The sequence below is a fragment of the Bradyrhizobium sp. Ken01 genome (assembly GCF_055807355.1).
Genome location: NZ_JBVVPC010000008.1, coordinates 1 through 25,251, shown reverse-complemented (window position 1 = coordinate 25,251; position 25,251 = coordinate 1). Strand labels below are relative to the sequence as shown.

Below are 25,251 nucleotides of genomic sequence, written 5' to 3'. Positions count from 1 at the left end.
CCATCACTTGTCGTAGACCCAGATCGGCCGCACCTCGATCGAGCCGATGCGCGCCGACGGAATCCGCGCCGCGATCTCGATCGCAGTGTCGAGATCCTTGGCCTCCACGAGGTAATAGCCGCCGAGCTGCTCGCGCGTTTCGGCGAACGGGCCGTCGGTCGTCAGGGTCTTGCCATCGCGCACGCGAACCGTCGTCGCGGTCGTGGTCGGCTGCAAACGGTCGCCGGCCTTGAAATTGCCGCTCTGGATGATGTCTTGCGTGAAGGTCTGATATTCCGCCGTCATCTGTTGGCCGGCAGCCGGACGCATATTCGCGTACTCGGCTTCGTTCTGGTAGATCATCAGCAAATACTGCATCGCTTAACTCCTGTTGCACTTGGGATCACCGACAACCAGTCGAACGGGCCACGCTTCCAACGACATCTTCAGGATAAATTATTTCGTGCGAACCGTGCATGGCGTTATCAGCTTGCGGAACCGACACAAATGCTTCATGCGTAAGCCGTCAGTCGGCCGGACGGCCGCTCCGGCAAGTGCCGAAAGGCCGCCGGGGAGGAAAGTCCGGGCTCCCTTGACATACGGTGCCGGATAACGTCCGGCGGGGGCGACCCCAGGGAAAGTGCCACAGAGAACGAACCGCCCGCCTTCGCCCCTTCGGGGCTTCGGCGAGGCAGGCCCGCAAGGCTTGCCACGTCGTAGCAGCGTCAGCTGCGTAGACGGGTAAGGGTGAAAAGGTGCGGTAAGAGCGCACCGCGGCTCCGGCAACGGAGCCGGCATGGTAAACCCCACCGGGAGCAAAACCGAATAGGGACGGCGTAGCGGGCTGTTCGCGAAAGCGATAACGCCGCGGGGCGATGTCAGGCCCGCCGTCCGGGTAGGTTGCTCGAGGCCATGTGCAAACATGGTCCCAGAGGAATGGCCGTCACGTATCGTTCGCGCAAGCGGACGGTGCCTTACAGAACCCGGCTTACAGGCCGGCTGATATCCTAAAGCGTTTTCGAGCGAAGTGGGCTTTCCGGTTCGCGTGAAGAAAACGCGTCTTACCAAGAAGTGACGAGGGGTTCGATGCTGACCGCATCGAGCCCCTCACCATTTGGGCTCTCGTCATTCCGGGGCTCGCGAAGCGAGAACCCGGAATCCATCAAGCCACAAAGTTTCTGGAGAAATGGATTCCGGGCTCGTGCTGCGCACGGCCCGGAATGACCACTGTGAGTTATCCGACGATCTCCTCCAACACACCCATCAACGCCTCCGGCGCCGTCACGTTCGGCGCATGGCTCGCATCGAGCTCGAAAGTGCGCCAGCCATCTTCGCTTTTGGTGCGCCTGGCGAACTGCCCGAACACGTCGCCCGGCGGAATGCGCGTGCAATAGATGTAGCTGCGCGGCATCGCCGGCTCGCCATGTTCGAGCTTCAGCTTCGTCTCGAAACATTTGATCGGCATGTTGATCCGGCGCGCGTTGAGCCAGTCGAGATCGGCCTGCGGCGTATCCGGCGGCGGCGGGTTCGGCGGGATGCGGTAGCCGTCGCCTGAGCTTGCAGCCTTGCGCATCGGCTCGCGCCCGCCCTCATTGAGATCGAACAGCGACTGGCCGTCACGCGGCACGAAGGCGTCGAGATAGATCAATTGCGTCACCCGCTCGCGCGCGCGATCGGCGACGCCGGTGGCGACCATGCCGCCATAGCTGTGGCCGAGGAGCACGATGTCCTCGAGATCCTCGAACCTGATGACGTTGAAAATGTCCTGGATGTGCGTGTCGAGATCGATCGCGGGACTGGCCAGATGCGCGCGCTCGCCGAGCCCGGTATAGGTCGGCGCAATCAGGCGGTGGCCGGCCTGCGCCATCAGCGGATGCATCTTCTTCCAGGCCCACCCGCCGGACCACGCGCCGTGACAAAGCAGGAAGGTTTTTGAGCGTGCGGCCATCGGCGTTTCCGTCGTTCTTGTTTGTACGATGGAGTGTAGCGGGCGACCGCGCGATGTAAACGCTATGGCTCCTTAAGCCGCGCGCGCGTTCACCTTCACGAGGGCGGGTGCAGGCCGACCAGCTTCGCGCCGCAGCTTGCCCGGCTCAAAACCGTGCATGCCGATCTGCCATTGCAGCCCGACGATGGCACCCTTGGTCGGCTGCAGCAGCGCGAGCGAAGCGAACAAGGTCACCGGCAGCCACACCGCCAGTTGCAGCCAGACGGCCGGCGCATAGGCGGTTTCGACGGCAAGGATTGCCGGCACCACGAGATGACCGACGACGACCATCACGAGATAGGCCGGAAAATCGTCGGCGCGCTGGTGGAACAGCTCCTCGCCGCAATGGTCGCAGGTATCCGCCACCTTCAGGAAACGGCCGAACGCATGCCCTTCGCCGCAGTTCGGGCACTTCCCGCGAAATCCGCGCCACATCGCTTTTGCCAGAGAGACTGAACCGGTCGCCATGACCCCACCTCTTCCTTTTCTACGATCCATACAATAATATCTCGCATCCATACATTCAAAGGATATGGGCGCTAATTGCATGGATTGGACCCCTACAATCTCGGAGCTGAGCGGGCCGCGCTATCAGCGCATCGTCGAGGCCATGGAGGCCGATATCGCCGCCGGCCGGCTGGTCCGCGGCCAACAATTGCCGACGCAGCGGGCGCTGGCAAAGGCGCTCGGCATCGACCTCACCACGGTGACGCGCGCCTACACCGAGGCGCGGCGCCGCGGCATCATGGAAGCCCGGGTCGGCCAGGGCTCGTTCGTGTCGGAGACCAGCGCGCGCCGCGCGGTCGATCTGCCGCATCCCGTCGCGATCGACCTCTCGATGAACGTGCCGCCGCAGCCACTCGAAGCGCAGCTCGACGAGCGCATCATCGCCGGGATGGAAGCCATCCGCGCGCAATCGGGCCTGACGGCGCATCTCAACTACCAGCCGCCCGGCGGCAGCGCACACGAGCGCGAGGTCGCGGCGCGCTGGATGCGCGCACGCGTGCCGCATGCGCACGCCGACAGGCTCGTGATCTTTCCCGGCGCGCAGACGATCCTGTTCAACCTGCTCGCCCATCTCGCACGCCCCGGCGACGTGATCCTCACGGAGGCCCTCACCTTTCCCGGAATCAAGGCCGCCGCCGCGCGCCTCGGCGTCAAGCTCGTCGGCGTCGCCATGGACGACGGCGGCATCCTGCCCGGCGCGCTGGCAAAGGCTTGCCGCACGCATAAGCCGAAAGCCGTCTATCTCATTCCGACGCTGCACAATCCGACCACCGCGACGCTTGCCCCCGAGCGCCGCAGCGCCATCGCGAAGATCATCAACGATGCCAATACGATTCTGATCGAGGACGACGCCTACGGGCTGCTCGATCGCTCGGCATCGCCGATCGCCAATCTCATTCAGGAACGGACATATCTCGCGACCACGCTGTCAAAATGCATCGCGCCCGCGCTGCGGGTTGCCTATCTGGTGACGCCCGACAGCAGCTCGCAGCGGGAGATGCGCAGCTCTTTGCAGGCGACCGTGCAGATGCCGGCGCCGCTGATGGTCGCGCTGGTGACGCATTGGATTGAGACCGGCATCGCCGACCGCATCATCACCGCCATCAGGAGCGAGGCGATCGGCCGGCAGCAGCTTGCGCAACGGGCGCTCAAAGGCTTTGAGTTCCAGGCCAAGCCCGCAGCTCATCATCTATGGCTGCGGCTGCCGGAGGGCCGACCCGACCTAGCGGCGCATCTCCTGCGGAACGGACTCGCACTCGTCGCCGGCGAGGCCTTCACCGTGGACGGACCACCGCCACATGCAGCACGCGTCTCGCTTGGCGCGGCGCGCAACAGGGCGGAATTGACGGAAGCGCTGCGCATCCTCGTGAGCGCGCTGCACAGGCCCGCCGACACCCGGCAGATCGTCTAGCAAATAGCTATCGATGCTGACGGCGATGCCGCGAGCGCACGACTGGCGCGACAGCCGATGGATAAGCTTGCGATGCATAGGCATCAGCAGGCGTTCCCTGCTGGCCGCGGGCCCCGCGCGCGGCGGGCGTGAGCTGGCCGCCATTCAGAACGTCGCGGTCCGGATGGGCGGCCTGATAGGCCGCGGGCTCGGAAAACTGAGCCTGCGCCATTGTCGGCATCAAGGCCGCCGCCGAGACCAGCGCGGCTGCCACGGCAATCTTCCTGCGGGTCATCGTCCTTCTCCATATGTTCAGTCGGGAGACTGGCCGATCGAACCGCATGATGGCGTCGAGCGGACCCCAGTTTGAAGTACGAGCATCATGTAGGCCTGTCTTTCGCGAACGCCCGCCATTGGGGATCACGCTTGCGTGCGGTTTTGAAATTGACCTGCACGGCCGCAGCTGTGCTATGCGAGCGATGGCGATCAACAGTTCGGGATCGCCCAGGCGACAGGGACAATCTGTTGGAAATGCTCACCTACGCGCTGCTGCTGCTCGGCGCACTCGCCGGGGGCTTCGTCTCTGGCCTTGCCGGCTTCGGCACGGCGCTGATGGCACTCGGCATCTGGCTCTACGTGCTGCCGCCCTCGCTCGCGGTGCCGCTGGTGCTGATCTGCTCGGTGATCGCGCAGAGCTCGACGCTGCCGTCGATGTGGAAGAGTTTTGATCTCTCGCTGGTCTGGCCGTTCCTGATTGGAGGACTGATCGGCGTGCCGCTGGGCACCATGCTGGTCGCCTCTGCCGATCCAAAAGTGTTCAAGCTGAGCGTCGGCGTGCTGCTGCTGATCTTCTCGACCGCGCTGTACCTCAACAAGAAGCCGCTCGCCATCACCTTCGGCGGCCGCATTGCCGACGGCGCGATCGGCTTCGCCGGCGGCATTCTTGGTGGCCTTGCCGGATTGTCGGGGCCGCTGCCGATCCTGTGGGCCAACATCCGCGGCTGGAACAAGCACGAGCGGCGCGGCATCTTCCAGCTCTTCAATTTCACCGTGCTCGCCACCGCTTTGGTGTTGCAGACCGCCTCGGGCCTCGTCGCGTTCAAGGTGGTGTGGCTCGCGGTGGTCGCATTTCCGGGCACGCTGATCGGCGCATGGGCCGGCGCGCGCGTCTATCACGCGCTGAGCGACAAGCATTTCGGCGATGTCGTGCTCGGTCTGTTGTTCCTGTCGGGCCTCGGCCTCGTCTGGAACAGTTTGGGCACGCACTAACTCCGTGTTTTCTTCACGGTGAGCGCCACGCCGCCGGCAACCCCGACCCCAAGCACGCAGATAAGCGATCGCTACGCGGGCGCGCGTACAGGAGACGCCACGGGCTCGGGCGCAGCCTGCTCCGGGGATTCCTCGTCCCGGAGCACCACAAGGCGCTTTCCGAACTCGCGGCGCAACAGCCACACGCTCAGGGCAGCCTGCAGCGTGGTCGTGGCGATCGACAAATACCAGACATGCTCCATCCGAAAGCCCGGCCACGTCGAGATCCAGATCGACGGCAGGGAATAGGTGAGGACCCGCGTTGCCGAGGTCAACAATACCGGCTTGGTATTGCCGAGCCCCTGAAACAGGCTTGAGCAAGTGAAGATCAGTCCCTGCGCCACCATGTTGAGCGAGACGATACGCAGAAAAAGCGACGCAACCGCCATCGTCTCCTGATCCTTCGAGAAGCCGGTAAGCAACAGACCAGGCACGAGCTGCGCCGGGATCAGGAAAACAATCATCACGGCGGTCGCGACAAGCGCCGCCTTGACAAAGGTCTCCCTCACGCGCGCTCCATTGCCGGCGCCGAAGTTCTGGCCGGCGATCGGCCCTGCCGCAAGGGCGATAGCGAGCGCCGGCATCTGCATCAGACCGAGGAGACGCGTCCCGATGCCAAATCCGGCCTGTGCCGCCGAGCCGAAAACGCTCAGCACGTAATAGCCCACGGCCATGATGATGAAGACCATCGCGAACTCGCCGCCTGCAGGCAGGCCGACATTGAGGATCCTCTTCCACTGTCGAAGCTGCGGCCGCCATTGCGCGGGATCAAGGGCGACATAGCGTTCCAGTTTCAGGAAATACACCAGCAGCATGAGCACACCGATGAAGACGGCAATCGAGCTTGCGAGGCCCGCTCCGGCAACACCGAGCGCGTGCCCGGTGCCCCACCCCGAGATCAGGACCGGCGCCAGCGCGATGTTGATGGCCACTGCAAGCGCTTGAACCACCATGCTCGGTCGCACGATGCCCGTTGCCCGCAACGCAGATGCCATGACTTGCGACGCAAACTGCAGCGCCAAAGCCGGCATGAACCAGAGCAGATAAATCGCGCCGGCTTCGACCGTGGCCTCATCGGCTGCGATCGCGCGCATATATGGGCGCGATAATGCGAAGCCTGCGACCAGGGTCAGGAGCCCGAACAGCACCGATAGGACGACCGATTGGTTGAAGACGAGGTTGGCGTCGCCCCGGTCCTTGCGCCCCACGGCGTGCGCCATCAGCGCCACCGTGCCGACGCCGAGCACCTGCATCAGTGCATTGACGAGAAAGCCGGCATTGCCGGCCGCGGCGACGCCCGCGATCGCCGCATCGCCCAGTCCCGACACGAAATACAGGTCGACGAGCTGGCAGATCATGATCGTGATCATGCCAACCACGATCGGGGGCGCCATGCTCAGGATGTGGCCCACGATGGAGCCGCGTGTCAGGTCCTTCATGTCATCCATCCTCTGGCGGCGCGACGGCGGACTTTCGTCCCGTCGGCCGCGCCGCTCATTCCGCCGCTGCGATCTGTCCGAGCTCCACCACCTGGCGCTCGAACAGGCCGCGATAGATGCCGCCGGGCTTGGCCGCGAGCCTGGCATGCGTGCCTTGCTCGACGATCTCGCCGTGGTCGAACACCAGGATGCGATCGAGGCTGCGCACCGTCGACAGCCGGTGCGCGATCACAATCGAGGTACGACCTCGCATCAGCCGCTCCATCGCCTGCTGGATCAGCGCCTCGGATTCCGAATCGAGGCTCGAGGTCGCTTCGTCCAGGATCAGCACCGGCGCATCGGCCAGGAAGGCGCGCGCCAGCGCCACCCGCTGCCGCTCGCCGCCGGAGAGCTTGACGCCGCGCTCGCCGACCAGCGTGCCGTAGCCCTTGGGCAGCCGCACGATGAAGTCGTGCGCGTTGGCCAGCCGTGCCGCCTGCTCGATCGCCTCCAGGCTGGCGCCGGGCCGGCCATAGGCGATGTTCTCGGCGAGCGAGCGGTGGAACAGGATCGGGTCCTGCTGCACGATCGCGATCTGGCTGCGCAGCGAATGCTGCGTGGCCTTGGCGATGTCTTGCCCATCGATCAGAACGCGGCCGCCGGTCACGTCGTAGAGCCGCTGCACCAGCTTGACGAAGGTGGTCTTGCCGGAGCCGGAGCGGCCGACGAGACCGACGCGTTCGCCGGCGCGGATCGTGACCGACAGTCCGTCATAGAGCGGCACGGGATCGCCGCCATAGTGGAACGTGACGTCGTCGAACACCAACTCGCCGCGCTCGATCGCGATCGGCCGCGCGTCCGGCGCATCCACAATTCCGATCGGCTCGTCGTGGATCGCCACCAGCTCCTCCATGTCGTTGACCGAGCGCTGGAGGTTGTTGATGTGCATTCCGACGTCGCGCAAATAGGCATGGATGACGTAGTAGCTCGTCAGCACATAGGTGACGTCGCCGGGCGAGGCCCGCCCCGACATCCACAGCAGCACGGCGCCGCCGATCACGGAGGCGCGCAGGGCCAGCAGCACCGAGAGCTGCGCCAGATTGGTGTAGTTGTAGCGCAGCCAGGTCCGCCGCACGCGCACGCGCCAACGGTTGACGACACGGGCAAGCCGCGCATCCTCGCGCGCTTCCGCGCCGAAGGATTTCACCACCGCGTTGCAGGTCAGCGCATCCGCCAGCGTGCCGCCGACCTTGGTGTCCCAGGCATTGGAGACGCGCGCGGCCGGCGCGATGTAGCGCGTCGAGAACAGCACCGTCATCGTGACATAGGCCAGCGCGCCCAGCGCGATCACCGCGCCGAGTGAGGCCCAGTGCACGCCGAGCAGGATCATCGACCCGATCAGCACCAGCAGCGACGGCGCCAGCGCCATCAAGATCGTGTCGTTCAACAGGTCGAGCGCCCACATGCCGCGGGTGACCTTGCGCACCGTGGATCCCGCGAAGGAGTTGGCGTGCCAGTCGGTCGAGAAGCGTTGCACGCGCATGAAGGCTTCCTGCGCGACCTCGGACATGATCTTCAGCGAGAACGGCACGATGGCCTGGAGGCCGGTCAGCCGCAGCACCATGGAGGCAGCGCCCAACGCCACGATACCGCCCAGGGCCATCAGCGCCGCGTGACGCGCGGCGGGATCGGATGGGCCGCGCGTCAGGGCGTCGACCAGATGTCCGGAGAAGACCGGCATGAACAGGTCGGCGATGGTTGCGCCCAACAAGCCGCCGGCCACGACGAGGGTACGCCCCGGCTGCTTCAGCCAGTGCCGGAACACGAAGGGCAGCACCACGCGTATCGCCGCGGGCCTTTTTGACAGAGCGGTCATGGCATCATCCGGCCGCTTATGGCGCGGGCCGGCTCCATTGATGGACGCAGGCCAGCCGCGAGGGCCGAGACGGCGTCACCTGAAATTGGCTTTACTTGGGGAGCGGAGCGATCGGGACTGGAAACCCAATCGAAGCTGGCGGAAGAGGCCTCTAGGAGGCCGAGCAGATACCGAGCCAGAACATCATCGAGCGCGGGCGTGCGATCTGCGAATGCGACGAAATCATGCAAATCCTCCCGGTTCGATTGAATGAGGTGCGCTTTATAGATGTGTCATTGGTGATTTGCAACGGGGCTCGCGCGAGATCACGCACGAGTGTTGCAAATTAGTGCGCGTCACCGCTGGCGCCGAACGGTGAGGCCGGCTTCTTCAACAGCGTGACCAGCAGGGTCAGTCCGAGATAGAACAGCGTCAGGATGAAGAATGCATCGCCGAAGCCCATCACCACGGCCTGGCGATGCACGATCTGGCTGAGCTGCTTCATCGCCATCAGGGTGGAATCGCCAAGCCCCTGGAACTTCTGCATGAACATGGTCAGGGTTTCGGTCGCGGTCGCGTTGCCCCAGGTCACGCGCTCCTGCAGGCGCGTGATGTGCAGGTCCGTGCGGTCGTTGAGCACGGTGTTGATGACGGCAAGCCCCACCGCGCCGCCGAGATTGCGCATCAGGTTGAAGAGTCCCGAGGCGTTCTTCACCCGGTCGGGCGCGAGCGTGCCGAGCGCGATGTTGTTGGTCGGCACCATCGCGAACATCATGCCGATGCCGCGCAGGATCTGCGGAATCAGCAGCTCGTAGAAATCGTAGTCGCGCGTGATCCAGGTCATCTGGTAGGAGCCGAGCGCGAAGACGACGAGCCCGAACGCGATCATGTAGCGCATGTCGTACTTCGCCATGAGACGCCCGACCACCGGCGCGACCAGGAACATGGTGATGCCCGAGACGAACATGGTCTCGCCGATCATCAGTGCGCTATAGCCGCGCACTTCGGCGAGGTAGCGCGGATAGATGTAGGTCAGGCCGTAGAGGCCGATGCCGATGCAGAACTGAAGGACGCAGCCGATCGCGAAATTGCGGTTGGAAAAGGTGCGTAGATTGACGATCGGCTCGGCCGCCGTGAAGACGCGCCAGAAGAAGGCGATCGCCGAGATGCCGCAGATCCAGGCGCAGATCGCGACCGAAGGGTCCTGCATCCATTCATATTGCGGGCCTTCCTCCAGCACGTATTCCAGCGTGCCCAGGAAGCCGGCCATGAACAGCAGCCCCCACCAGTCGAAACGATCGAGCAATTCGAAATGCGGCTCGTCGAAATCGACCAGCGCCAGCACGCCGATGGTGATGCCGATGCCGGGCACGATGTTGATGAAGAACAGCCAGTTCCAGGACATCAGGTCGGTGATGTAGCCGCCGACGGTCGGCCCGATGGTCGGGGCCAACGTCGCGACGAGCCCGATGATGGGACCGACGATGTGGAATTTGGTGCGCGGGAAAACGGTGTAGGCGGAGGCGAACACCGTCGGGATCATACCGGCGCCGAGAAAACCCTGCAGCGCGCGCCAGAGGATCATCTCCTCGATGGTGGTGGCGAAGCCGCAGAGCAGGCTCGATACGGTAAAGCCGGCCGCCGAGATCGCGAACAACAGCCGCGTGCCGAAGGCGCGCGACAAGAATCCCGACAGCGGGATCGCGATCACTTCGGCGATCAGATAGGCGGTCTGGACCCAGGAGACTTCACTGGAGCTTGCTGAAAGGCCGGCCTGGATCTCACTCAGGGACGCCGAGACGATCTGGATGTCCAGGATCGACATGAACATCCCGAACACCATGATGATGAAAGCGAACAACCGCTTCGGCGCGATGCGCTCCGAAGCGGGATCCGCCATCATGGCAGGTGAAGCGGTCGTGGCGTTCGCCATGGTCTGACCTCGCGGCGCAGGCGCGCTACTGCGGATGGATCATGGTGGCGTCGTCGAGATCGACCTCGCTGTCGGCGTCGGCCGCGCCCTTGTTGGTGTCGACGGTCGCAGTGACCGACATTCCGGCACGGAGCAGGTTTTGCTTTGCGACCGACTTCGGCACGCGGATGCGGACCGGCACGCGCTGCACGATCTTGGTGAAGTTGCCGGTGGCGTTGTCGGGCGGCAGCAGCGTGAATACCGAGCCCGCGCCCGCCGCGATGCTGTCGACGACGCCGGAGAACTTGCGCATGCCGTAGGCATCGACCTTGATCGTCACCGGCTGGCCGGGGCGGATGCGCTTGAGCTGGGTCTCCTTGAAATTGGCGTCGATATAGACGTTGTCGAGCGGCACGACATTGCCGAGCCGCTGGCCCACCGCGACGAAGTCGCCGGCACTGACGAGGCGGTTCGAGAACGTGCCGTCGATCGGCGCGCGCACCGCGGTGAAGGCGAGATCGCGCTCGGCCTTGGCGAGCGTGGTCTTGAGCTCGGCGAGCTGCGCCTGCGCTTCGGCCTGCTGCGCCTTGGCGACGTCGACATTGCTGAGCGCGACATCGTAGGCGGCCTGCGCAGCCTTGACCGCGGCGGCGCCCTGGTCGCGTCCGGCTTCGGAGCTCTCGAAGGTGGCGCGCGAGGCAAAACCCTTGTTGCTCAACGCCTGCTGGCGCTCATAATCGAGGTCGGCGCGCTTGAGGCCGGCTTCGGCGGAGACGAGCTGCGCCTTGGCCTGTGCGACCTGGCTGTCGAGCGCCGCGACCTGGCGGCCGATGCGATCGATGGTGGCCTGCTGGGTCGCGATCCTGGTCGCGGCGGCGTCGACCGCGATCTTGTAGTCGCCGTCGTCGATACGAAAGACGATGTCGCCGGCGCGCACCGTCGTGTTGTCGCCGGCGAGGATCGAGGAGACGTGGCCGGCAACGCGCGCGCCCAGCATGGTGTTGTTGGCGCGGACATAGGCGTCGTCGGTCGCGACATAGAAGCGGCCGATCAGCGTATAATAGCCGGCATAGCTCGCGGCCGCGAGCGCCAGCACCAGCCCTACTCCCATCATCACGAATTTGCGCTTGCCGGACTTCGGCGCGCCGGCGGCGGCGGGCGCGTCTGGGGCTGCGGCCGGCTTGTCGGTCACGGGCTTCTCCGGCGCCTCGCTGGGACGGCGCTTGGTTTCCTCGGCCACATGAGAGCGCAACTGCTCGGCGAGAGCCACAGACGTCTCAGTGGCAGCGTCACCACCCGCGGGCGTCGGCGTCTCCACGGCGTCCGGGCGAAGGACGCGCGCAGCCTGGTCTCTCACTACGGCCATGGAGGCCTCCCCAAAAAAGCGCGATGAGGGACAACCGCCCCACGGCCGGTTCCCTCTCACATATCCCAAATATCATTGACCGAACGGTTCGGTCAATATAGATAATATTCCCGGTTGGACCCTACTGGCCCGAATCCTTTATTTCGGTTTCATGATCCTGGACCGATGCAAAAACCTTCCGAGACACTGAACCAATGGTTGTAGCCGGCCGCGAACATGTGCACGTCATCCAGGAGGAGGACAGCTCCAAACGCCGCCAGATCCTGGACGGGGCCCGCAAGGTGTTCATGGATCTCGGGTTTGACGGTGCCAGCATGGGCGAGATCGCCCGCGCGGCGCAGGTCTCGAAGGGGACGCTTTACGTCTACTTCGCGGACAAGTGCGCGCTGTTCGAAGCCATCCTCGAGCAGGAGGCGCTCCAGCACGGGCAGGTCGCGTTCAATTTCGATCCCGCGCGCGATGTTGAAACCACGCTGAAGGATTTCGGCCGGGCCTACAACCGTCTGCTGTGCCGGCCCGGCGGCGGATCCGCGATCCGCACCGTGATGGCGATCGCCGAGCGCATGCCCGATCTCGGCCGCCGCTACTATGCGCGGGTGCTGGACAAATCCATCAACCGCCTCTCCGACTATCTCAACACTCATGTCGCCTCCGGCGATCTCGCGATCGACGATTGCGATCTGGCGGCGTCGCAGTTCATGGAACTGTGCAAGGCCACGCTGTTCCTGCCCTTCGTCTTCCAGGCCGCACCTGCGCCGTCGGAAGAGCGCATGAGCGAAGTCGTCGACAGCGCGACGCGGATGTTCCTGGCGGCGTATCGGGCGAAGTAGCGGCAAGCCGGGCCTGCGTTGCAGGCCGTTCCGGCAGCATTATATTTGAGCTCATGTCCCGTGATCTCCGCCCGCCGGTCGATATCCTCCATTACGAGATTGTCCAGGAACAGGCCTCCGCGCTCGGACGGATGGGCCGCACGCTCGAACAGGCGCTGACGCGCCTGCGCGAGTTCGACGCCGCCCACGCCCTCCCCGAGGTGCCGGCCTCGATGCAGCCAGCCAGGCGCAAGCTGGTGATGGAAGCCGGCCACGCGCTCTGGATGTTCGTGGTGCAACGTGAGGCGACCGGCCTGCGCGACAGCCGGCACATCATGCGAACCTACAATGTCCCGGCCGAGGTGCAGCTGTGCATGGGCCTGGTCCCGGCACCGTCCAAGTCGGCGTGAGAATGATTTGCTACGGTGCCCGGCGCTTGGGCGTGCACTCAGTGAGCTGCTGGTTGAAGCGCGACACGATGGGGCATCCGACACTTAGCTGACTTGGAATGATTCAAGCGCCGAATATTCGTTCCGAGTTCGGTATAACAGTGCACGAGCCTGATAAAAGGACCACAACTCGGGGCTAGACCAGCTGAGGTCCTCCGTGTGTCGGCAACACGTCGTCGAGGCGTGGGCGCGAATAATCCTCAACTTAAGAAGTGGCTGCTCTTCCCGGCATCAGCTCAAGTGCAGGGAAAAATAGGCCCCAGCTCGCGGGGGGGGGCTTGGGGGGCATGAGCTGGGGCCATTGGGGTCACCCTTGGGGAAGGGTATCGGGAAAACTTGGCAATGGCAGGAATGTTCCTGCATTAAATTTCGAAGAGGAATTGGTGCCGCAGGCGGAATGGCACGTACTAGTCTGAGTGCCGGGTGTCGCTTGAATTGGTTCGCTTTTCGCGTTCCGTGAATGGAACAAAGACCCTTGTGTGCACTTTGTAACGTTGCGGGTGAAGCAGGGGGAAGATGTGAACACCACGGAACTTCCATCCATTCTGTTGATCGAAGACGAGGATACGATCCAACTTATCGTCGAAGAGGCTCTCTCGGAGGGAGGCTTTCAAATCGCGACCGTGAAAACGGGCGAGGAAGCCGTCACGCTTCTGAAGGGTGGTCAGCCTTACCGAGCTCTCGTCACCGACGTCAATCTGCTGGGTCGCCTTGACGGCTGGGAAGTCGCGAGAGCCGCCCGTGAGATCGACCCGCACTTTCCCGTGGTTTACATGACAGGCGGCGCGGCCGATAAGTGGCCGGTACTCGGTGTACCAAACAGCATTCTGCTTCAGAAACCATTTGCGCCTGCGCAAGTCGTTTCGGCTGTTTCTCAGCTCCTGAACGCGGCCTCGCAGCAGACGGGCCCCGCCTGAGAGACGGCGAGATCCGTGTCTGCTTCAGTTCTCCTCATCGAAGATGAAGCCCTCATCCGAATGATGTTGGTTGAGATGATTGAAGAGGCGGGTCATTCAGTTGTTGCGGAAGCGGGTAACGTCGCCAAAGGTGCCGTTCTAGCGACGGATGCTGAGTTCGATCTCGCGATCCTGGACATCAATCTCGGCGGCGACACCATCGAGCCAATCGCCTCGGCACTTGCGGGACGAGGCAAGCCCTTTTTCTTCGTGAGCGGATACGGATCGTCGGGAGTGCCGGATGCATTCAGGGGCACTCCAGTTGTGACAAAGCCTTGCTTGTTGGCAGAGTTGCAAACCGCCATTGATGCAGCACTGTCGCAAGTGCCGAGCAAAAGCCTGGCGCCGATCTAGCCGATTGCGCCGGCCTGGTATCGTATGAGTACACGCCTAGTCGGTCACCTGCTTGCGGAGCGCGGCGAGATCGTTGACGACCATCTTGGTCGGGCCGGTCCAGATGATGCCGTCGTCCTGGAGGCGGCTGAGGATCAGGCTGATCGACTGGCGCGTCGCGCCGATCATGCGCGCGAGATTGGCCTGCGTGATGCGGCCGAGCGAGATCGGGCCGCTCTCGTCCTGGGCCGCGTTCTCGCACAGCTTGACCAGGAGCAGCACCAACCGTTCCGCCGCCTTCTGTCCCGCCAGCGTCTGCGCCAGCATCGAATAGGTCTCGCCCTTGAAGCCGAGACACTCGATCAGCGCGACTGCGAACGACGGCGACTGCGCGATCAACCGGCGGACCGCATCCTGGTCGAGATGCAGTGCTTCGACCCGCCCGAGCGCGCGGGCCGACCAGCTGTGGCGGTGATCGCCGAGGATATAGGGCGCGCCGACGAAATCGCCGGTCTCCCAGGTGGACAGCATCAATTCGCGCCCCTGCGTGCCGGCATGGGTGCTTTCGACGATCCCGTTCAGGATGATGTGGACGCCATTTGCGGGCTCGCCCTCCCGCAGCAGATATTCGCGGTTCTGGTAGGTCGCGAGCCTGCCGGTTCGCATCACCAGCTCCAGATCGGGCTTGTCCAACGCCTTCAGCACATAACGTCCGGTCCCGGGCCGTGGCAGTTCGGCGCGCGGCTCAGCTGGATCGGCCACCTCATGCGCATCGCTGCGCCCCACGATCGGTCTCCCTTCGAGTGACGGCTCGAAGGCTAGGAGGTCTCCGCTCAGATTGCAACGCGGCGCAGATGGTCGGGCTCGGCCGAAGCCTCCATGAAAGCGCAAGCCAGATCGGTGAGCAGGCGCTCCCGGCCGGCCGGCGCCAGGAACGTGACGCCATAGGGCACGCCGGCTGCGGTGACGGCGTTCGGAACGGCGATGGCGGCCAGGCCCAGCGGGTTGGCGTAATTGGTGTAATAGCCGTTGTTGAAGTTGGCCGTCAGCGGGTCGCGCGCAACGTCATCGATGCTCAGCACGGTGCCGACCGTCGGCACGACCAGCGCGTCGTGTACTTGCCAGAAGTCGCGCAGCGATCGCTGGACCTCCTTGACCTTGTAGAGCGCACGGTAGGCGTCGGCCGCCGTGAACTTCCGGCTGCCGAGGACGAGGTCGCGCACGATCTTCACGCCCGCCTCCGGATTGGCGTCGAGGAACGCGCCGACCGAGACGTCCCGCTCGGCGAGGAACGGTCCGAAAAACATCAGATCGTTGACCGAAATGAACGGCGAGAAGTCGACCGATGCGACCGACAGATCGAGCTGCCGCAGCTTGCGAAGCCCGTCGCCGAACAGCGCCTCCGTCTCCGCATTGCCGAAGAAGCTGAGCTGATCCGGACGCGTCGTTGCGATGTTGAGCGGCCGCGCTGGAGGAGCCTGCTCCGTCCATCCGGCGAAAGCTTCCGGCGAAAAACAGTCCTCGACATCGCGCCGCGCCAACACGCGATAGATCTCGTGGCCATCGCGGGGGTCGCGCGTGTAGAGCGAGATGGTATCAAAGCTACGGCACGCGTAGACCATGCCGCGCTGACTGAAGGCGCCGGGCGCCGGCTTGAAGCCGGTCACGCCGCAATAGGACGCCGGCACCCTGCCCGATCCGCCGGTATCGGTGCCGAACGCAAAGGACGATGTGCCCGTCGCGACCGATACCGCGGCGCCCGAACTGGAGCCGCCGGGGATGTAGTCCGGATTGTGCGGGTTGCGGGCGATGCCATAGGGCGAGCGCACGCCGACGAGGCCGGTCGCGAACTGATCCATATTGGTCTTGCCGAGATAGATCGCGCCGGCGGCGACGGCGTCGGCGACAACCGGGCTCGTGTCTTTCGCGGTGTAGGCGAATTCCGGGCAGGCCGAGGTGGTCTGCTCGCCGGCCACGTCGATACAATCCTTGACCGAGAACACGAGACCGTAGAGCGGCAGCTCCCCGATCTCGCCAATGCGGGCATCGAGCGCGCGCGCCCTTGCCATGACGCCTTCGGGATTTGCCGTCGAGATCCAAACGCCGCTCTGGTCGGCGTCGTCAAGGCGCGACAACACATGCGCGGCAACATCGGACGGCTTGAGCTCGCCGCTGCGATAGGCGGCACGGAGTTGACGAGGGGCGAGATTCATGTCGGTCACGTGCTTGCGGGAATTGGCAATGCGCCGGCGGGACAAGCCCGCCGGCACCGATCCTAGCGGCCGATCACCTTCTCCAGATAGGCGGGCTGAATGAAGGCTTCGAAGTCGGCGCGCGGCAGCAGCTTCGGCAGGCGCTCCTGCTTCACCAGGAAATCGGCGGTCGAGATCAGCGTGTCGACAAACTTGCCCTTCTTCGCGGACGTGCCGAGATACTCTTCCGTGAGCTGCTTGTTGCAGGGGATCATTCCGGTCCCCTTCATCATTCGCTGCGCGTCCTCGATGGGCAGCGAAAGCTCTTCCGCGATGATCTCGGCGGTCTTCTCCGGGTTCTTCAGCCAGAAGTCGATGCCTTCGCATTCCGCCTTGATGAACTTGTCGACGTAGGACGGATACTTCTCCGCGAACGCGTTCATGACGACGCCGATGTCCCAGGTTGGATAGCCGCGCTTGGCCATCTCGCCCGAGGTGACGAGGATCTTGCCGCCGTTCTTCACGGCCTTGCCGAGATTCGGCTCCCAGAACCAGGCCGCGTCGATGTCGCCGCGAAGCCAGGCCGCCGCGATGTCCGACGGCGCGAGATCCAGAATCTTCATCGAGGCGGGATCGACACCCTCGTCCTTGAGCGCCTGGAGCAGGAGGTAGTGTGTCGTGGAGCCGAACGGCGCGGCCACCGTCTTGCCCTTGAGGTCCTTGAGCGAGGTGATGTTCTTGTCGGTGCGAACCACCAGCGACTCGACGTAGTCGAGCATGTTGATCACCAGGATGCCCTTGATCGGCAGCGCGCGCGTCGCGCCGATCGCGGTCGGCGGATTGCCGAGGCCGCCGAAGTCGACGTCGTTGCCGGCGATCGCGCGCAGCATGTCGCCGCCGCCGCCGATCTTGACGTATTTGATGTCGACGCCCGGCATCTCCTTGGCGAGCAGGCCAAGATGCTTGGTGACCAGCTGCGCGTTGACGAGGTTCAAATAGCCGACGGTCACCTTCGCCGGCTTGTCCTCGGCGCGGACTGCGGCCGTGAGCGCCAGCGTGGTAACCGCGAGCGTCGCAATCAGTCTCTTCATCATGGAGGTCTCCCCTAGGATCAGGATTGGATTCAGGCCCACGGCATCAACAGTTTCGCGATGCCGCGCATCATGAGGTCGAGCACGACGCCGGTCAGGCCGAGCACGATCAGCCCCATGATCACAACGTCGGAGAGCAGGAATTTTGCGGCGTCCCAGATCATCCAGCCGATGCCGGCGGAGGCCGCGACGATTTCGGCGGCGACGAGAACGGTGTAGGTGAATCCAAGCGAGATGCGCATGCCGGCGAGAATCAGCGGTCCCGCCGCCGGCAAATAGATATGGAAGAGCAGGTGGCGCCGGGTCGCGCCGAGCGACTGGGCGGCGCGCACATAGACCGGGTCCACGCTAGTGACGGCCTGGATCGTCGAGATGACGATGCCCGGCAAACCGGCAAGAAACAGCAGCGACAGCTTCGAGCTCTCACCGATGCCGAGCCACATCACCAGCAGCGTATAAAGGCCGAGCGGCGGCAGCGGCCGGTAGAACTCGATCAACGGATTGAGCAGCGCGCGGGCGTTGCGCGACACGCCCATGAGGACGCCGAGCGGGATGCCGATCAGGCAGGCCAGCGTGAAGGCCGTGAGGATACGATAGAGGCTTGCGCCGAGATGCTGAAGCAGCGTCGCGCCCTGATAACCCTTCGTCATCGTCTTGACGAACGCGGCCCAGACCGCCTGCGGCTTCGGCAGGAACAGCTCGTTGGCCCAGCCCATCTCCGTGACGATGGCCCAGCCGGCCAGCAGCACGGCGACGGTCAGCGTCGAGAGCAGCACCGATCGCGAGACCTTCGGAAGCCGCAGCCGCAAGCTGCCGCGTCGCGTGCGATCCGGCGGGATTGGAATCGTCATGTGGGTCGCCTCGACGCTCATGTCCGCACTCCCAGGATCTGCATGATGGTCAGCGCGTAGATCCGCGTCGCCATCACCGACTTGGTGATCGAGATGTTCTCGTTGTCGACGGCCCAGCCGTCTTCTCCGGGACCGAACGTCACCGCATTGATGCCGGCTTCGCGGAAGCGGATCGTGTCGTTGAAGGCGTTCTTGCGGTTGACCCCGGGCTCGCGGCCCATCAGACGCCGGTAAACCGCGCGCAAGGAGCGGCAGGGCTCCTCCTCGACCGGCACCGGTTCGGTCGCGTTGACGAACAGCGAGCCGGGCACCTGGCGCACCTCGACCCTGACGTCGTTCACGCCCGCAAAAGTGTCCCGCCCGAGGCGCTCGATATCCGCAATCACGCTCGATAGCGTCATGCCGGGCACGATGCCGACCACGGCGAGCGTGATGGTGCAGGCATCCGGCGAGAACTGCATCTCGCCGGGCAGGCCGGACCGAATCCGCACCACGGCGCAGCAGGGCGGCGTATGTCCCATGAACTTGCTGGGGACATGCGTGAACGCCATGTCCTTCAGTTTCGGCAACAGCTTTGCCGCTTCCATGATGGCGTTGACGCTGATGTCCGGTCGCCAGATGTGCGACTTGATCCCGTGAACGGTGAGCTCGATCAGGCAGTGGCCGGAATTGGCCACCGAGAGGTTCATGCCCCAGTCCGTGTTGACGTCACCCCAGGCGGTCGGCTCGGCGGTGATCTCGTAGTCGGCGGTCAGGCCAACCTTGTTCAGCATGTAGATGGAGCCCTCGGTGCCGTTCCGCTCTTCATCGACGGTGTAGCAGCACATCAGGGTGCCATCGAACTTCACACCCGCTTCGGTCAGGGCCTGCACTGCGAGCAACGATGCAGCGAGGTTGCCGCGCGTGTCGGACGTGCCGCGCGCATAGAGCAGATCGCCATGGCGCGTCGCCTTGAACGGATCGAAATCCGTCATGTGCCATTTCTCGGGCTCGACCGCCGGATAGGTGTCGAGATGGTCGTTGAGAATGAGCGAGGGGGCGCCGTCCCGTCCCTTGAGCACGCCGAGCACGTTCGGCCGGTGCGGCTGCGCGCTGTGCTTGGTGACTTCCATGCCGAGCGCTTCGAGCTTGCCCGCGACCAGCATCGAGATCGCCTCTTCCTCGGCAGGCGGCAAATCGGGATCCAGCGGATTGCCGGAACGGGGCTGGCCGGTGCGGATCAGCTCGGACGCGAGTTCAAGCCAGCGCTCCTCCGTGATGCGCGACAGCACGCGCTGTTCGAGATCCGAATAAGGAGGGGTGACAGGCATCTGCATGGCGGGATCCGCTGGCTCACGGCGCCGGCAGCGCCGCTTCGTGGCAGCCTCCTCATTGCAGCGACCGTGCCAACCGCCGAAAAAGCCCGCAGCAGCACAATTGTCTTTCTGACTTCAATGACTTAGGTGAGATTTGCGCGTGCGCAAATTTTTGCACCCGAGATGCGCTCTGCCGAAGACGCGGTGTCAGCTGAACAGGTAAGGCTCAGCGCGAGCCCGGCCGGCGTGGGGTCGTAGCCCGCATGGAGCGAAGCGGAATGCGGGAACGCCTTTCCCGGACTGCGCTTCGCTCCATCCAGGCTACGGATCATGCGCAATCCTCAATCGTCGGCGTACTCGTCCTCTTCGTGTTTGCGCGCCATGCTCTTGCGCGTACCCAGCGAGCCGGTCACGGAGGGATCGCGTGCATTCGCATAGGGATTGCGCCCGCCCGCCCGCGCGGCGACCTCTTCGCCGGAGACGGCGGCGGGCTGGCAGATCAGGCGACGGCTGGCGCGGCGCATCAGATCGACGTGGATGTGATCGTAATGATAGACGTTCGAGCCCGGCGCCAGCACCGTGGTGAAATGCACACACGCGCCCGACTGCACGTCGCGCAGGAACCCCTGCTCTTCCGGCATGCCGCGCCAGCCATCCTTCACGGTGACGCGGCGGCCGTCGGCGAGCACGAAGGCGGCGATGTCGAGCGCATTGCCGAAGGCGTGCTCGGAGATATGGGCATGCGAATTGCCGTTCATGCCGCGGCAGGAATAGGCCGAGATCTGCTTGATCTCCGCGACGCGGGTGCCGAACCAGCGCATCGCCGAGGGCTGCACGGTGTCGGCGAGCCAGCGGTCGAGTTCGGAGACGATCGGACAGGCCAGCGTCGCAACCGGCTTGATCGCAACGGGGCCGACGGCGGTGACGGGATTGCCCTGCGCCGGACCGAGCCGCGGCAGCGGTTGCTGCGCGGGCGCCTGCGAGTAGGGCGCCGGCCGTGCCGGATAGCTCGGCGCATTCATGTAGCGCGAGGCGCCCGCGGCATCGGTGCCCTCGGGCGGCAGGTCGATCTCGTCTTCCTGTTGCGCCACGCCGGGCGCATTCAACGGCATTGGGCCGGGCGGAGCGCCATAGCCGGACGGCTGGCGCACCGCGGTCTCGGGATAGTTTGAGCGTTGCGGATAGTTCTGGCTCTGCGGGTAATTCGATCGTGGCTGCGTCACCGGCCAGCGCGGCTGGCTGCCGATGCTCCCGGGCGGACGCAAATCCTCATCGGCAAAGCCGTAGCTGCTCGAGGCTTCGCCGAGGGCGGCGACCTTGAGCGGAAACTCCGCGCCGCACATGCCCGGCCCGGAGATCGGGTCGATGCGAACCAGATCCGGCCCTTCTTTCACCGCGCCCGATTTCAGGCATGCGGCTTCGGCCTCGGCCCGCCACGGTTCACGTTCGGCCTGGAAGACGCCGCGTCCGCAACCCGCTAACGAAACAAGGACGATGGAGCCGACGAGATACAAACGAACTCCGCGCGTCATGCACGCACGTTCGGTGAATTTACTTAAAGACTCTTCAACGTGTTGATTTCAGTATTCTTTAACCATGTCAGCCCGCGCCGGCAGGAGCCCCTGCCGGTGACGAGTGACAGCAAGGCTGACTTTTTCGAAAAGCGACTTTCTGTTAACCATGACGCTCTCGCGCAAGGCGGCGCGACAGCGGGAGCGACATCATGACGTTCGCCGGGAGACTGAGCGTTATCACCGCGTACCTCGCCATGGCCTTTGTTGGTGCCATCGTGCTCGGCATGATCTAGCGGCTTCAGTCGGAAGTATCGAACGCTTCCCTCACGACCGCGCGCTCCACTGCCGCGACGTCGTGATCAGCTTCTCCGGCCGCTCTTCGGCTCGCGTCCAGTCGTTTCCGGAACACCAGAAATGGCCGACTGCGCAGGCTTCAACGTGAAGCTTGCCGGAGCTCTTCAGCGTCATCGTGGCATAATAGGTGCTGCCGCTGGAGCGGCTGTAGATGTTGCCAGTCCAGACGTCGTGGGTTTTCGGCTTCATGTTGACGAGCACGCTCTCGCCCCGGGTCGATGCTTCCGTCACCGCGAAGCCGCACAGGGCCGGTCCACAGCGTTCGATGCGGACCGTGCCCTTGGCGCCTGCGCTCTCCCACTCGCCGAGCGGTAAATAGGCGAGTTCGTCGTCGCCGCGCTCTGGGCTGGTCACGGCCTGCTCGAGCTCCGGCCTCGGCGCGACGACGGGTGCCTCCATGCGCGGCGGATCGAGCGCGACGGTCTTCGGCGGATCCGTCCGCGGTAGCTCGACCCGAGGCGGATTGGAGCTTGGCGCCTGCGGCAAGACAATTGGCTGCGACGTCGCTAAGGCAAGGACAGGAGCCGCCGGCGCCAGTGGAGGCGCGACCGCAATGGCTGGCGCCGGCCTGACCGGAGCCACGGGATAGAGCGGTTGCGGCGGCGGAAGCACCGGCGCCGGTGTCGTATCGCCGTCTGGCCGAAAGCTGCGATGGGAGGAAACCGAGAGACAGGAAGCCGATCGGCAATGACTGGGCGAGTCGACCCGGAATCGATGACCGCCGATCGAGAACGCGTACGAGCCGGCTTCCGCTGCGGGCGCAATCGCCATCAGCGCGATCAATGTGCCAAGCGAAGTCACAAGCCGCATCATCGGCGCCTCCCTCTCTGTGGCGACGACGTTACGCAGATGCAATCGCGGCTGAATGTGCGCTGCGTCACCGAGCGGCGGCGAGCCGTTGTGACGTCTATCACAGAAGGTCCGACCAGGCCGGCGTAGGGTCGAACCACGCTTCATCCACCCGCGACTTCAGTCCATATCGGGACCGCACATTTTTCGGAGGTTGTCATGAACAAGCTCACCATCGCCGCCACCGCCCTCTTCCTCGCGTCCACCGCCGCCGCGCATGCCGGCAATTCGCTCTCGTTCCAGATCGAAGGCCAGCACATCCGCATCGAGACGCCGCGCAACTGCGCCTCGCTCAATTGCGTGACCATCGTGGCGCCGGGCCTGTCGGACAAGCCGATCAAGCTGAACAACATCAACCTCAAGGGCCTTGGCTCCAAAGACGATGACATCGACACCACCCCGGCTCCGGCCACGACCGCGCAGCCCGCGCCGGCTCCGGTGCAGCAGCAGCAGCCCGTGCAGCAGGCCCCCGTGCAGGCGACCGCACCGGCAGCGCCCGCCATCACGGCTCCAGCAACGACGGTTGCCGCTGCTCCGTCCGCCGGCTACGACGCCACGACGCAGACCGCGCCCGTTGCGGCTCCCGCTCCCGCTGCTGCGCCCGCGCCCGTCGCGGTTGCTCCGGCCCCGGTGCCCGCCGCGCCTGTCGCGGCTGCCAACACGCCGATCGGCGTCTGGGCCACCGAAGAGAACAAGGGCAATGTTCGCGTCGAACAGTGCGGCGTCAATCTCTGCGGCTACGCCGCGAAGACCAACGAGCGCATCCTGATCAACATGAAGCCCGACGGCGCGAAGTGGAGCGGCCGCATCCACGATCCCGACTCCGGCCGCAACTACGACTCGACGATCGCGATGAAGGGCCCGAATGCGATGCGCGTGCAGGGTTGCGCCTTCGGCGGCATGTTCTGCGGCGGCCAGACCTGGAAGCGCGTGAGCTGAAGCCAAAGGTGTCGTCTCCAACACATCCACATTCTTCGTCATGCCCGGGCTTGTCCCGGGCATCCACGTTCTTGGTCCCGCGCTTCAAGGCGTGGATGGCCGGGACAAGCCCGGCCATGACGATGGACAGGCTTGGCCACAAGCTAGCATCGCGTACCGTTTGAACCTTCACGGCCTCCGTGCGATAGACATTCATCCGCCGTTCACCTGCATCAGGCTGATATCGGTCGATCTCGCCTCGCGTTTCTCACCGGAACCTCCTCGTGAATTTTATCGTGGCCTGGCGCCGCTTCATGTTCGCGCTTGTGCTGCTGGCGTTGCCGCCGGCTGGCGCGAGCGTTGCGTTCGCATCCGATGCGATCGAGTTTGCGCAGGCGCAGCCACAAGCGCAGCCGTCGCCCGCCCCCTCTCCGACGCCATCGACTTCACCCGCTCCTGCGGCCGAGGCGCAGCCCGCCGCCGTCGAGCCGATCGGCAACGTCGCGACGGTGACGGGCATCGCGACCGTGATCCGGGACAAAAATTCCTATCCGCTGCGGGTGCGCGACGACATCTATCTCAACGACATCGTGCAGACTTCGTCGAACTCCTCGCTCGGCATCACCTTCAACGACGCCACCACGTTCAACCTCTCGGCCAGCGCCAAGATCACCATCGACACTTACGTCTATGAAGATGGCGGCAAGCACAACGCAGGCATCTTCGACATCGGCAAGGGCACGGTCGCCTTCGTCGCGGCGGCGGTGGCAAAGACTGGCGACATGAAGATCACGACGCCGACGGCGACGCTGGGCATCCGCGGCACCACGGGCGTCGTCGACGTGCCGGAAGGCGCGGCCGCGAACAAGACCAACAACGTCAACATCAAGCTCTATCCCGACGCCGACGGCCGGGTCGGACACATCGACGTCGACGACCGCACGAGCGGGACGCGGCTCGGCGCTCTGACGCAAGGCGCGAGCGGTTTTGCGATCCGCCCGGGCGCAGCCGCTGCCGGCGTCATGCGGTTTGCCGCGGTGCCGATCACGATCGCACCACAACAGATCGCGCGCGACCGCGGCTTCGTCAGCCAGGTGCATTTGGCGCAGACCACGGGCCGGCAGATCGTCACCGAGCAGCGCGACTTCCGCCGGGCCAATCCGACCGCGAGCCCGCGCATTCCGCGGCCGTTCCAGCCGCCGCAACAGCAACAATTGCGGCCGAACACGGCGCCAGGACAACAGCCGCAACAGCCGCAGCGGCCGAACGGTCAGCCCGGCCAGAACAACCGTCCGGGGACGCAACAGCCAGGCACGCCAGGCCGTCAAGGCGCGCAGCCGCCGCAGCGGCAGGGCCAAGGCGGCGCCGTGCAGCCCGGTACGCCGCACGCGGGTCAGGGTCAGCAGCAACAAGGCCAGAAGCAAGGCGCGGGACGTCCGGCAGGCCTACCGCGCGCCGGTCAAGGCACGCAGCTTGACGGCACGCCGCAAACCCGGCCGCAACGCGGTGGGCAGCTTCCGACGCAGCCCGGCGGAGTCGTACCGCCGCAGCCGGGCGGAACGCAGCAGCAGCCCCACGTGCAGCCGCAACTTCCGCGCACCGGCATGCAGCCCGGCCAGCCGCCCGCAGTTCAACAGCCGGGCCTGCAGCGCCCGGGCGGATTCCAGCAACGCCTCCCCGCCGCACAACGCCCCGCAGCGCCGCGAAGGCCAGCGCCGGTCCCGAAGGAGAAGGAGCGGCGGTGACTTCTTCCTTCTCCCCTTGTGGGAGAAGGTGGCGCGAAGCGCCGGATGAGGGGTTGCTTCAGCGAACTCAACTGCAACAGATTCGTGCGCGGAGAGAACCCCTTGTATCTGCACGGCCAGCATTTGTGCGATGGAAGTGACTTAGCGCCTTGGCCGGTGGCCACCGGCCAAGG

Annotated in this window: 23 protein-coding genes and 1 other RNA gene; 9 read left to right on the top strand and 15 right to left on the bottom strand. The window is 64.8% G+C overall.

Annotated features, from left to right (window positions below; all coding sequences use genetic code 11):
• Nucleotides 1–3: 3 nt before the first annotated feature.
• Nucleotides 4–357, bottom strand: coding sequence for a YciI family protein (locus AC0L3S_RS10655; RefSeq protein WP_473262934.1), 354 nt, complete (start codon nucleotides 355–357; stop codon nucleotides 4–6).
• A gap of 148 nt (nucleotides 358–505) precedes the next feature.
• On the opposite strand from AC0L3S_RS10655, the gene rnpB reads away from it, so the two are divergent.
• Nucleotides 506–986, top strand: an RNA gene (gene rnpB, locus AC0L3S_RS10650) — RNase P RNA component class A.
• A gap of 227 nt (nucleotides 987–1,213) precedes the next feature.
• Here rnpB and AC0L3S_RS10645 read toward each other — a convergent pair.
• Both AC0L3S_RS10645 and AC0L3S_RS10640 read right to left on the bottom strand, forming a co-directional pair.
• Entirely contained in the window at nucleotides 1,214–1,927 is a 714-nt protein-coding gene (locus AC0L3S_RS10645; RefSeq protein ID WP_473279017.1) for an alpha/beta fold hydrolase, read from the bottom strand.
• A gap of 72 nt (nucleotides 1,928–1,999) precedes the next feature.
• Complete coding sequence (locus AC0L3S_RS10640) at nucleotides 2,000–2,464, bottom strand: DUF983 domain-containing protein (RefSeq protein WP_473279016.1); 465 nt, start codon at nucleotides 2,462–2,464, stop codon at nucleotides 2,000–2,002.
• A 49-nt stretch (nucleotides 2,465–2,513) separates the two neighbouring features.
• On the opposite strand from AC0L3S_RS10640, the gene AC0L3S_RS10635 reads away from it, so the two are divergent.
• The gene (locus AC0L3S_RS10635; protein ID WP_473279015.1) at nucleotides 2,514–3,884 is read left to right on the top strand and encodes an aminotransferase-like domain-containing protein; all 1,371 of its coding nucleotides are present in this window, start codon (nucleotides 2,514–2,516) and stop codon (nucleotides 3,882–3,884) included.
• A 7-nt stretch (nucleotides 3,885–3,891) separates the two neighbouring features.
• Here the strand turns inward: AC0L3S_RS10635 and AC0L3S_RS10630 are convergent, their stop codons facing one another.
• A complete protein-coding gene (locus tag AC0L3S_RS10630; protein WP_473279014.1) occupies nucleotides 3,892–4,158 on the bottom strand; it encodes a hypothetical protein in 267 nt (88 codons plus the stop codon).
• A 230-nt stretch (nucleotides 4,159–4,388) separates the two neighbouring features.
• Between AC0L3S_RS10630 and AC0L3S_RS10625 the strand changes: the two genes are divergently transcribed.
• The gene (locus AC0L3S_RS10625) at nucleotides 4,389–5,132 is read left to right on the top strand and encodes a sulfite exporter TauE/SafE family protein (protein WP_473279013.1); all 744 of its coding nucleotides are present in this window, start codon (nucleotides 4,389–4,391) and stop codon (nucleotides 5,130–5,132) included.
• Between the two features lie 71 nt (nucleotides 5,133–5,203).
• Here the strand turns inward: AC0L3S_RS10625 and AC0L3S_RS10620 are convergent, their stop codons facing one another.
• From AC0L3S_RS10620 to AC0L3S_RS10605, 4 genes are all read right to left on the bottom strand, one after another.
• A complete protein-coding gene (locus AC0L3S_RS10620; protein ID WP_473279012.1) occupies nucleotides 5,204–6,610 on the bottom strand; it encodes an MATE family efflux transporter in 1,407 nt (468 codons plus the stop codon).
• A 55-nt stretch (nucleotides 6,611–6,665) separates the two neighbouring features.
• Nucleotides 6,666–8,465 (bottom strand): ABC transporter ATP-binding protein, encoded by a 1,800-nt coding sequence (locus tag AC0L3S_RS10615; protein WP_473279011.1) that lies wholly within the window; start codon nucleotides 8,463–8,465, stop codon nucleotides 6,666–6,668.
• 325 nt (nucleotides 8,466–8,790) lie between these two features.
• The gene (locus AC0L3S_RS10610) at nucleotides 8,791–10,377 is read right to left on the bottom strand and encodes a DHA2 family efflux MFS transporter permease subunit (RefSeq protein WP_473279010.1); all 1,587 of its coding nucleotides are present in this window, start codon (nucleotides 10,375–10,377) and stop codon (nucleotides 8,791–8,793) included.
• A 25-nt stretch (nucleotides 10,378–10,402) separates the two neighbouring features.
• Nucleotides 10,403–11,722 carry an HlyD family secretion protein gene (locus tag AC0L3S_RS10605; protein ID WP_473279009.1) on the bottom strand — a complete coding sequence of 440 codons (1,320 nt, stop codon included), beginning with the start codon at nucleotides 11,720–11,722 and terminating at the stop codon, nucleotides 10,403–10,405.
• A gap of 194 nt (nucleotides 11,723–11,916) precedes the next feature.
• On the opposite strand from AC0L3S_RS10605, the gene AC0L3S_RS10600 reads away from it, so the two are divergent.
• The 4 genes from AC0L3S_RS10600 to AC0L3S_RS10585 all read left to right on the top strand — a co-directional run bounded on the left by AC0L3S_RS10600 (nucleotide 11,917) and on the right by AC0L3S_RS10585 (nucleotide 14,290).
• Nucleotides 11,917–12,552: a TetR/AcrR family transcriptional regulator gene (locus AC0L3S_RS10600; protein WP_473279008.1), complete on the top strand. Its 636-nt coding sequence runs from the start codon at nucleotides 11,917–11,919 to the stop codon at nucleotides 12,550–12,552.
• A 53-nt stretch (nucleotides 12,553–12,605) separates the two neighbouring features.
• Nucleotides 12,606–12,941 (top strand): DUF6665 family protein, encoded by a 336-nt coding sequence (locus AC0L3S_RS10595; RefSeq protein ID WP_473262942.1) that lies wholly within the window; start codon nucleotides 12,606–12,608, stop codon nucleotides 12,939–12,941.
• A gap of 557 nt (nucleotides 12,942–13,498) precedes the next feature.
• Complete coding sequence (locus AC0L3S_RS10590) at nucleotides 13,499–13,897, top strand: response regulator (RefSeq protein WP_063996857.1); 399 nt, start codon at nucleotides 13,499–13,501, stop codon at nucleotides 13,895–13,897.
• A gap of 15 nt (nucleotides 13,898–13,912) precedes the next feature.
• Nucleotides 13,913–14,290 (top strand): response regulator, encoded by a 378-nt coding sequence (locus tag AC0L3S_RS10585; RefSeq protein WP_473279007.1) that lies wholly within the window; start codon nucleotides 13,913–13,915, stop codon nucleotides 14,288–14,290.
• A gap of 36 nt (nucleotides 14,291–14,326) precedes the next feature.
• Here AC0L3S_RS10585 and AC0L3S_RS10580 read toward each other — a convergent pair whose 3' ends face one another.
• From AC0L3S_RS10580 to AC0L3S_RS10550, 7 genes are all read right to left on the bottom strand, one after another.
• The gene (locus AC0L3S_RS10580) at nucleotides 14,327–15,055 is read right to left on the bottom strand and encodes a Crp/Fnr family transcriptional regulator (RefSeq protein WP_473279006.1); all 729 of its coding nucleotides are present in this window, start codon (nucleotides 15,053–15,055) and stop codon (nucleotides 14,327–14,329) included.
• A gap of 47 nt (nucleotides 15,056–15,102) precedes the next feature.
• The gene (locus tag AC0L3S_RS10575; protein WP_473279005.1) at nucleotides 15,103–16,482 is read right to left on the bottom strand and encodes an amidase family protein; all 1,380 of its coding nucleotides are present in this window, start codon (nucleotides 16,480–16,482) and stop codon (nucleotides 15,103–15,105) included.
• A gap of 62 nt (nucleotides 16,483–16,544) precedes the next feature.
• Complete coding sequence (locus tag AC0L3S_RS10570) at nucleotides 16,545–17,555, bottom strand: taurine ABC transporter substrate-binding protein (protein WP_473279004.1); 1,011 nt, start codon at nucleotides 17,553–17,555, stop codon at nucleotides 16,545–16,547.
• 29 nt (nucleotides 17,556–17,584) lie between these two features.
• Nucleotides 17,585–18,424 (bottom strand): ABC transporter permease, encoded by an 840-nt coding sequence (locus AC0L3S_RS10565; protein ID WP_473279003.1) that lies wholly within the window; start codon nucleotides 18,422–18,424, stop codon nucleotides 17,585–17,587.
• Nucleotides 18,421–19,719 carry a M20 family metallopeptidase gene (locus tag AC0L3S_RS10560; protein WP_473279002.1) on the bottom strand — a complete coding sequence of 433 codons (1,299 nt, stop codon included), beginning with the start codon at nucleotides 19,717–19,719 and terminating at the stop codon, nucleotides 18,421–18,423. Before AC0L3S_RS10560 ends, AC0L3S_RS10565 begins: the two co-directional genes overlap by 4 nt.
• Before the next feature lie 320 nt (nucleotides 19,720–20,039).
• Nucleotides 20,040–21,230, bottom strand: a complete 1,191-nt coding sequence (locus AC0L3S_RS10555; RefSeq protein WP_473279001.1) for an extensin-like domain-containing protein — start codon at nucleotides 21,228–21,230, stop codon at nucleotides 20,040–20,042.
• Nucleotides 21,231–21,536: 306 nt separating this feature from the next.
• Entirely contained in the window at nucleotides 21,537–21,965 is a 429-nt protein-coding gene (locus AC0L3S_RS10550) for a DUF2147 domain-containing protein (protein WP_473279000.1), read from the bottom strand.
• A gap of 609 nt (nucleotides 21,966–22,574) precedes the next feature.
• Here AC0L3S_RS10550 and AC0L3S_RS10545 point away from each other — a divergent pair.
• Both AC0L3S_RS10545 and AC0L3S_RS10540 read left to right on the top strand, forming a co-directional pair.
• Nucleotides 22,575–23,354 carry a DUF2147 domain-containing protein gene (locus AC0L3S_RS10545; protein WP_473262951.1) on the top strand — a complete coding sequence of 260 codons (780 nt, stop codon included), beginning with the start codon at nucleotides 22,575–22,577 and terminating at the stop codon, nucleotides 23,352–23,354.
• A gap of 272 nt (nucleotides 23,355–23,626) precedes the next feature.
• The gene (locus AC0L3S_RS10540) at nucleotides 23,627–25,078 is read left to right on the top strand and encodes a FecR domain-containing protein (RefSeq protein WP_473279137.1); all 1,452 of its coding nucleotides are present in this window, start codon (nucleotides 23,627–23,629) and stop codon (nucleotides 25,076–25,078) included.
• Nucleotides 25,079–25,251 lie beyond the last annotated feature (173 nt).

Bases quoted from the DNA above. Each gene is read 5' to 3' on its own strand.
- AC0L3S_RS10620 (WP_473279012.1), bottom strand. From the start codon at position 6,610: ATGAAGGACCTGACACGCGGCTCCATCGTGGGCCACATCCTGAGCATG.
- AC0L3S_RS10565 (WP_473279003.1), bottom strand. From the start codon at position 18,424: ATGAGCGTCGAGGCGACCCACATGACGATTCCAATCCCGCCGGATCGC.
- AC0L3S_RS10615 (WP_473279011.1), bottom strand. From the start codon at position 8,465: ATGACCGCTCTGTCAAAAAGGCCCGCGGCGATACGCGTGGTGCTGCCC.
- AC0L3S_RS10630 (WP_473279014.1), bottom strand. From the start codon at position 4,158: ATGACCCGCAGGAAGATTGCCGTGGCAGCCGCGCTGGTCTCGGCGGCG.
- AC0L3S_RS10545 (WP_473262951.1), top strand. From the start codon at position 22,575: ATGAACAAGCTCACCATCGCCGCCACCGCCCTCTTCCTCGCGTCCACC.
- AC0L3S_RS10570 (WP_473279004.1), bottom strand. From the start codon at position 17,555: ATGATGAAGAGACTGATTGCGACGCTCGCGGTTACCACGCTGGCGCTC.
- AC0L3S_RS10610 (WP_473279010.1), bottom strand. From the start codon at position 10,377: ATGGCGAACGCCACGACCGCTTCACCTGCCATGATGGCGGATCCCGCT.
- AC0L3S_RS10555 (WP_473279001.1), bottom strand. From the start codon at position 21,230: ATGACGCGCGGAGTTCGTTTGTATCTCGTCGGCTCCATCGTCCTTGTT.
- AC0L3S_RS10575 (WP_473279005.1), bottom strand. From the start codon at position 16,482: ATGAATCTCGCCCCTCGTCAACTCCGTGCCGCCTATCGCAGCGGCGAG.
- AC0L3S_RS10605 (WP_473279009.1), bottom strand. From the start codon at position 11,722: ATGGCCGTAGTGAGAGACCAGGCTGCGCGCGTCCTTCGCCCGGACGCC.
- AC0L3S_RS10645 (WP_473279017.1), bottom strand. From the start codon at position 1,927: ATGGCCGCACGCTCAAAAACCTTCCTGCTTTGTCACGGCGCGTGGTCC.
- AC0L3S_RS10560 (WP_473279002.1), bottom strand. From the start codon at position 19,719: ATGCAGATGCCTGTCACCCCTCCTTATTCGGATCTCGAACAGCGCGTG.
- AC0L3S_RS10550 (WP_473279000.1), bottom strand. From the start codon at position 21,965: ATGGAGGCACCCGTCGTCGCGCCGAGGCCGGAGCTCGAGCAGGCCGTG.
- AC0L3S_RS10655 (WP_473262934.1), bottom strand. From the start codon at position 357: ATGCAGTATTTGCTGATGATCTACCAGAACGAAGCCGAGTACGCGAAT.
- AC0L3S_RS10635 (WP_473279015.1), top strand. From the start codon at position 2,514: ATGGATTGGACCCCTACAATCTCGGAGCTGAGCGGGCCGCGCTATCAG.
- AC0L3S_RS10600 (WP_473279008.1), top strand. From the start codon at position 11,917: ATGGTTGTAGCCGGCCGCGAACATGTGCACGTCATCCAGGAGGAGGAC.
- AC0L3S_RS10595 (WP_473262942.1), top strand. From the start codon at position 12,606: ATGTCCCGTGATCTCCGCCCGCCGGTCGATATCCTCCATTACGAGATT.
- AC0L3S_RS10640 (WP_473279016.1), bottom strand. From the start codon at position 2,464: ATGGATCGTAGAAAAGGAAGAGGTGGGGTCATGGCGACCGGTTCAGTC.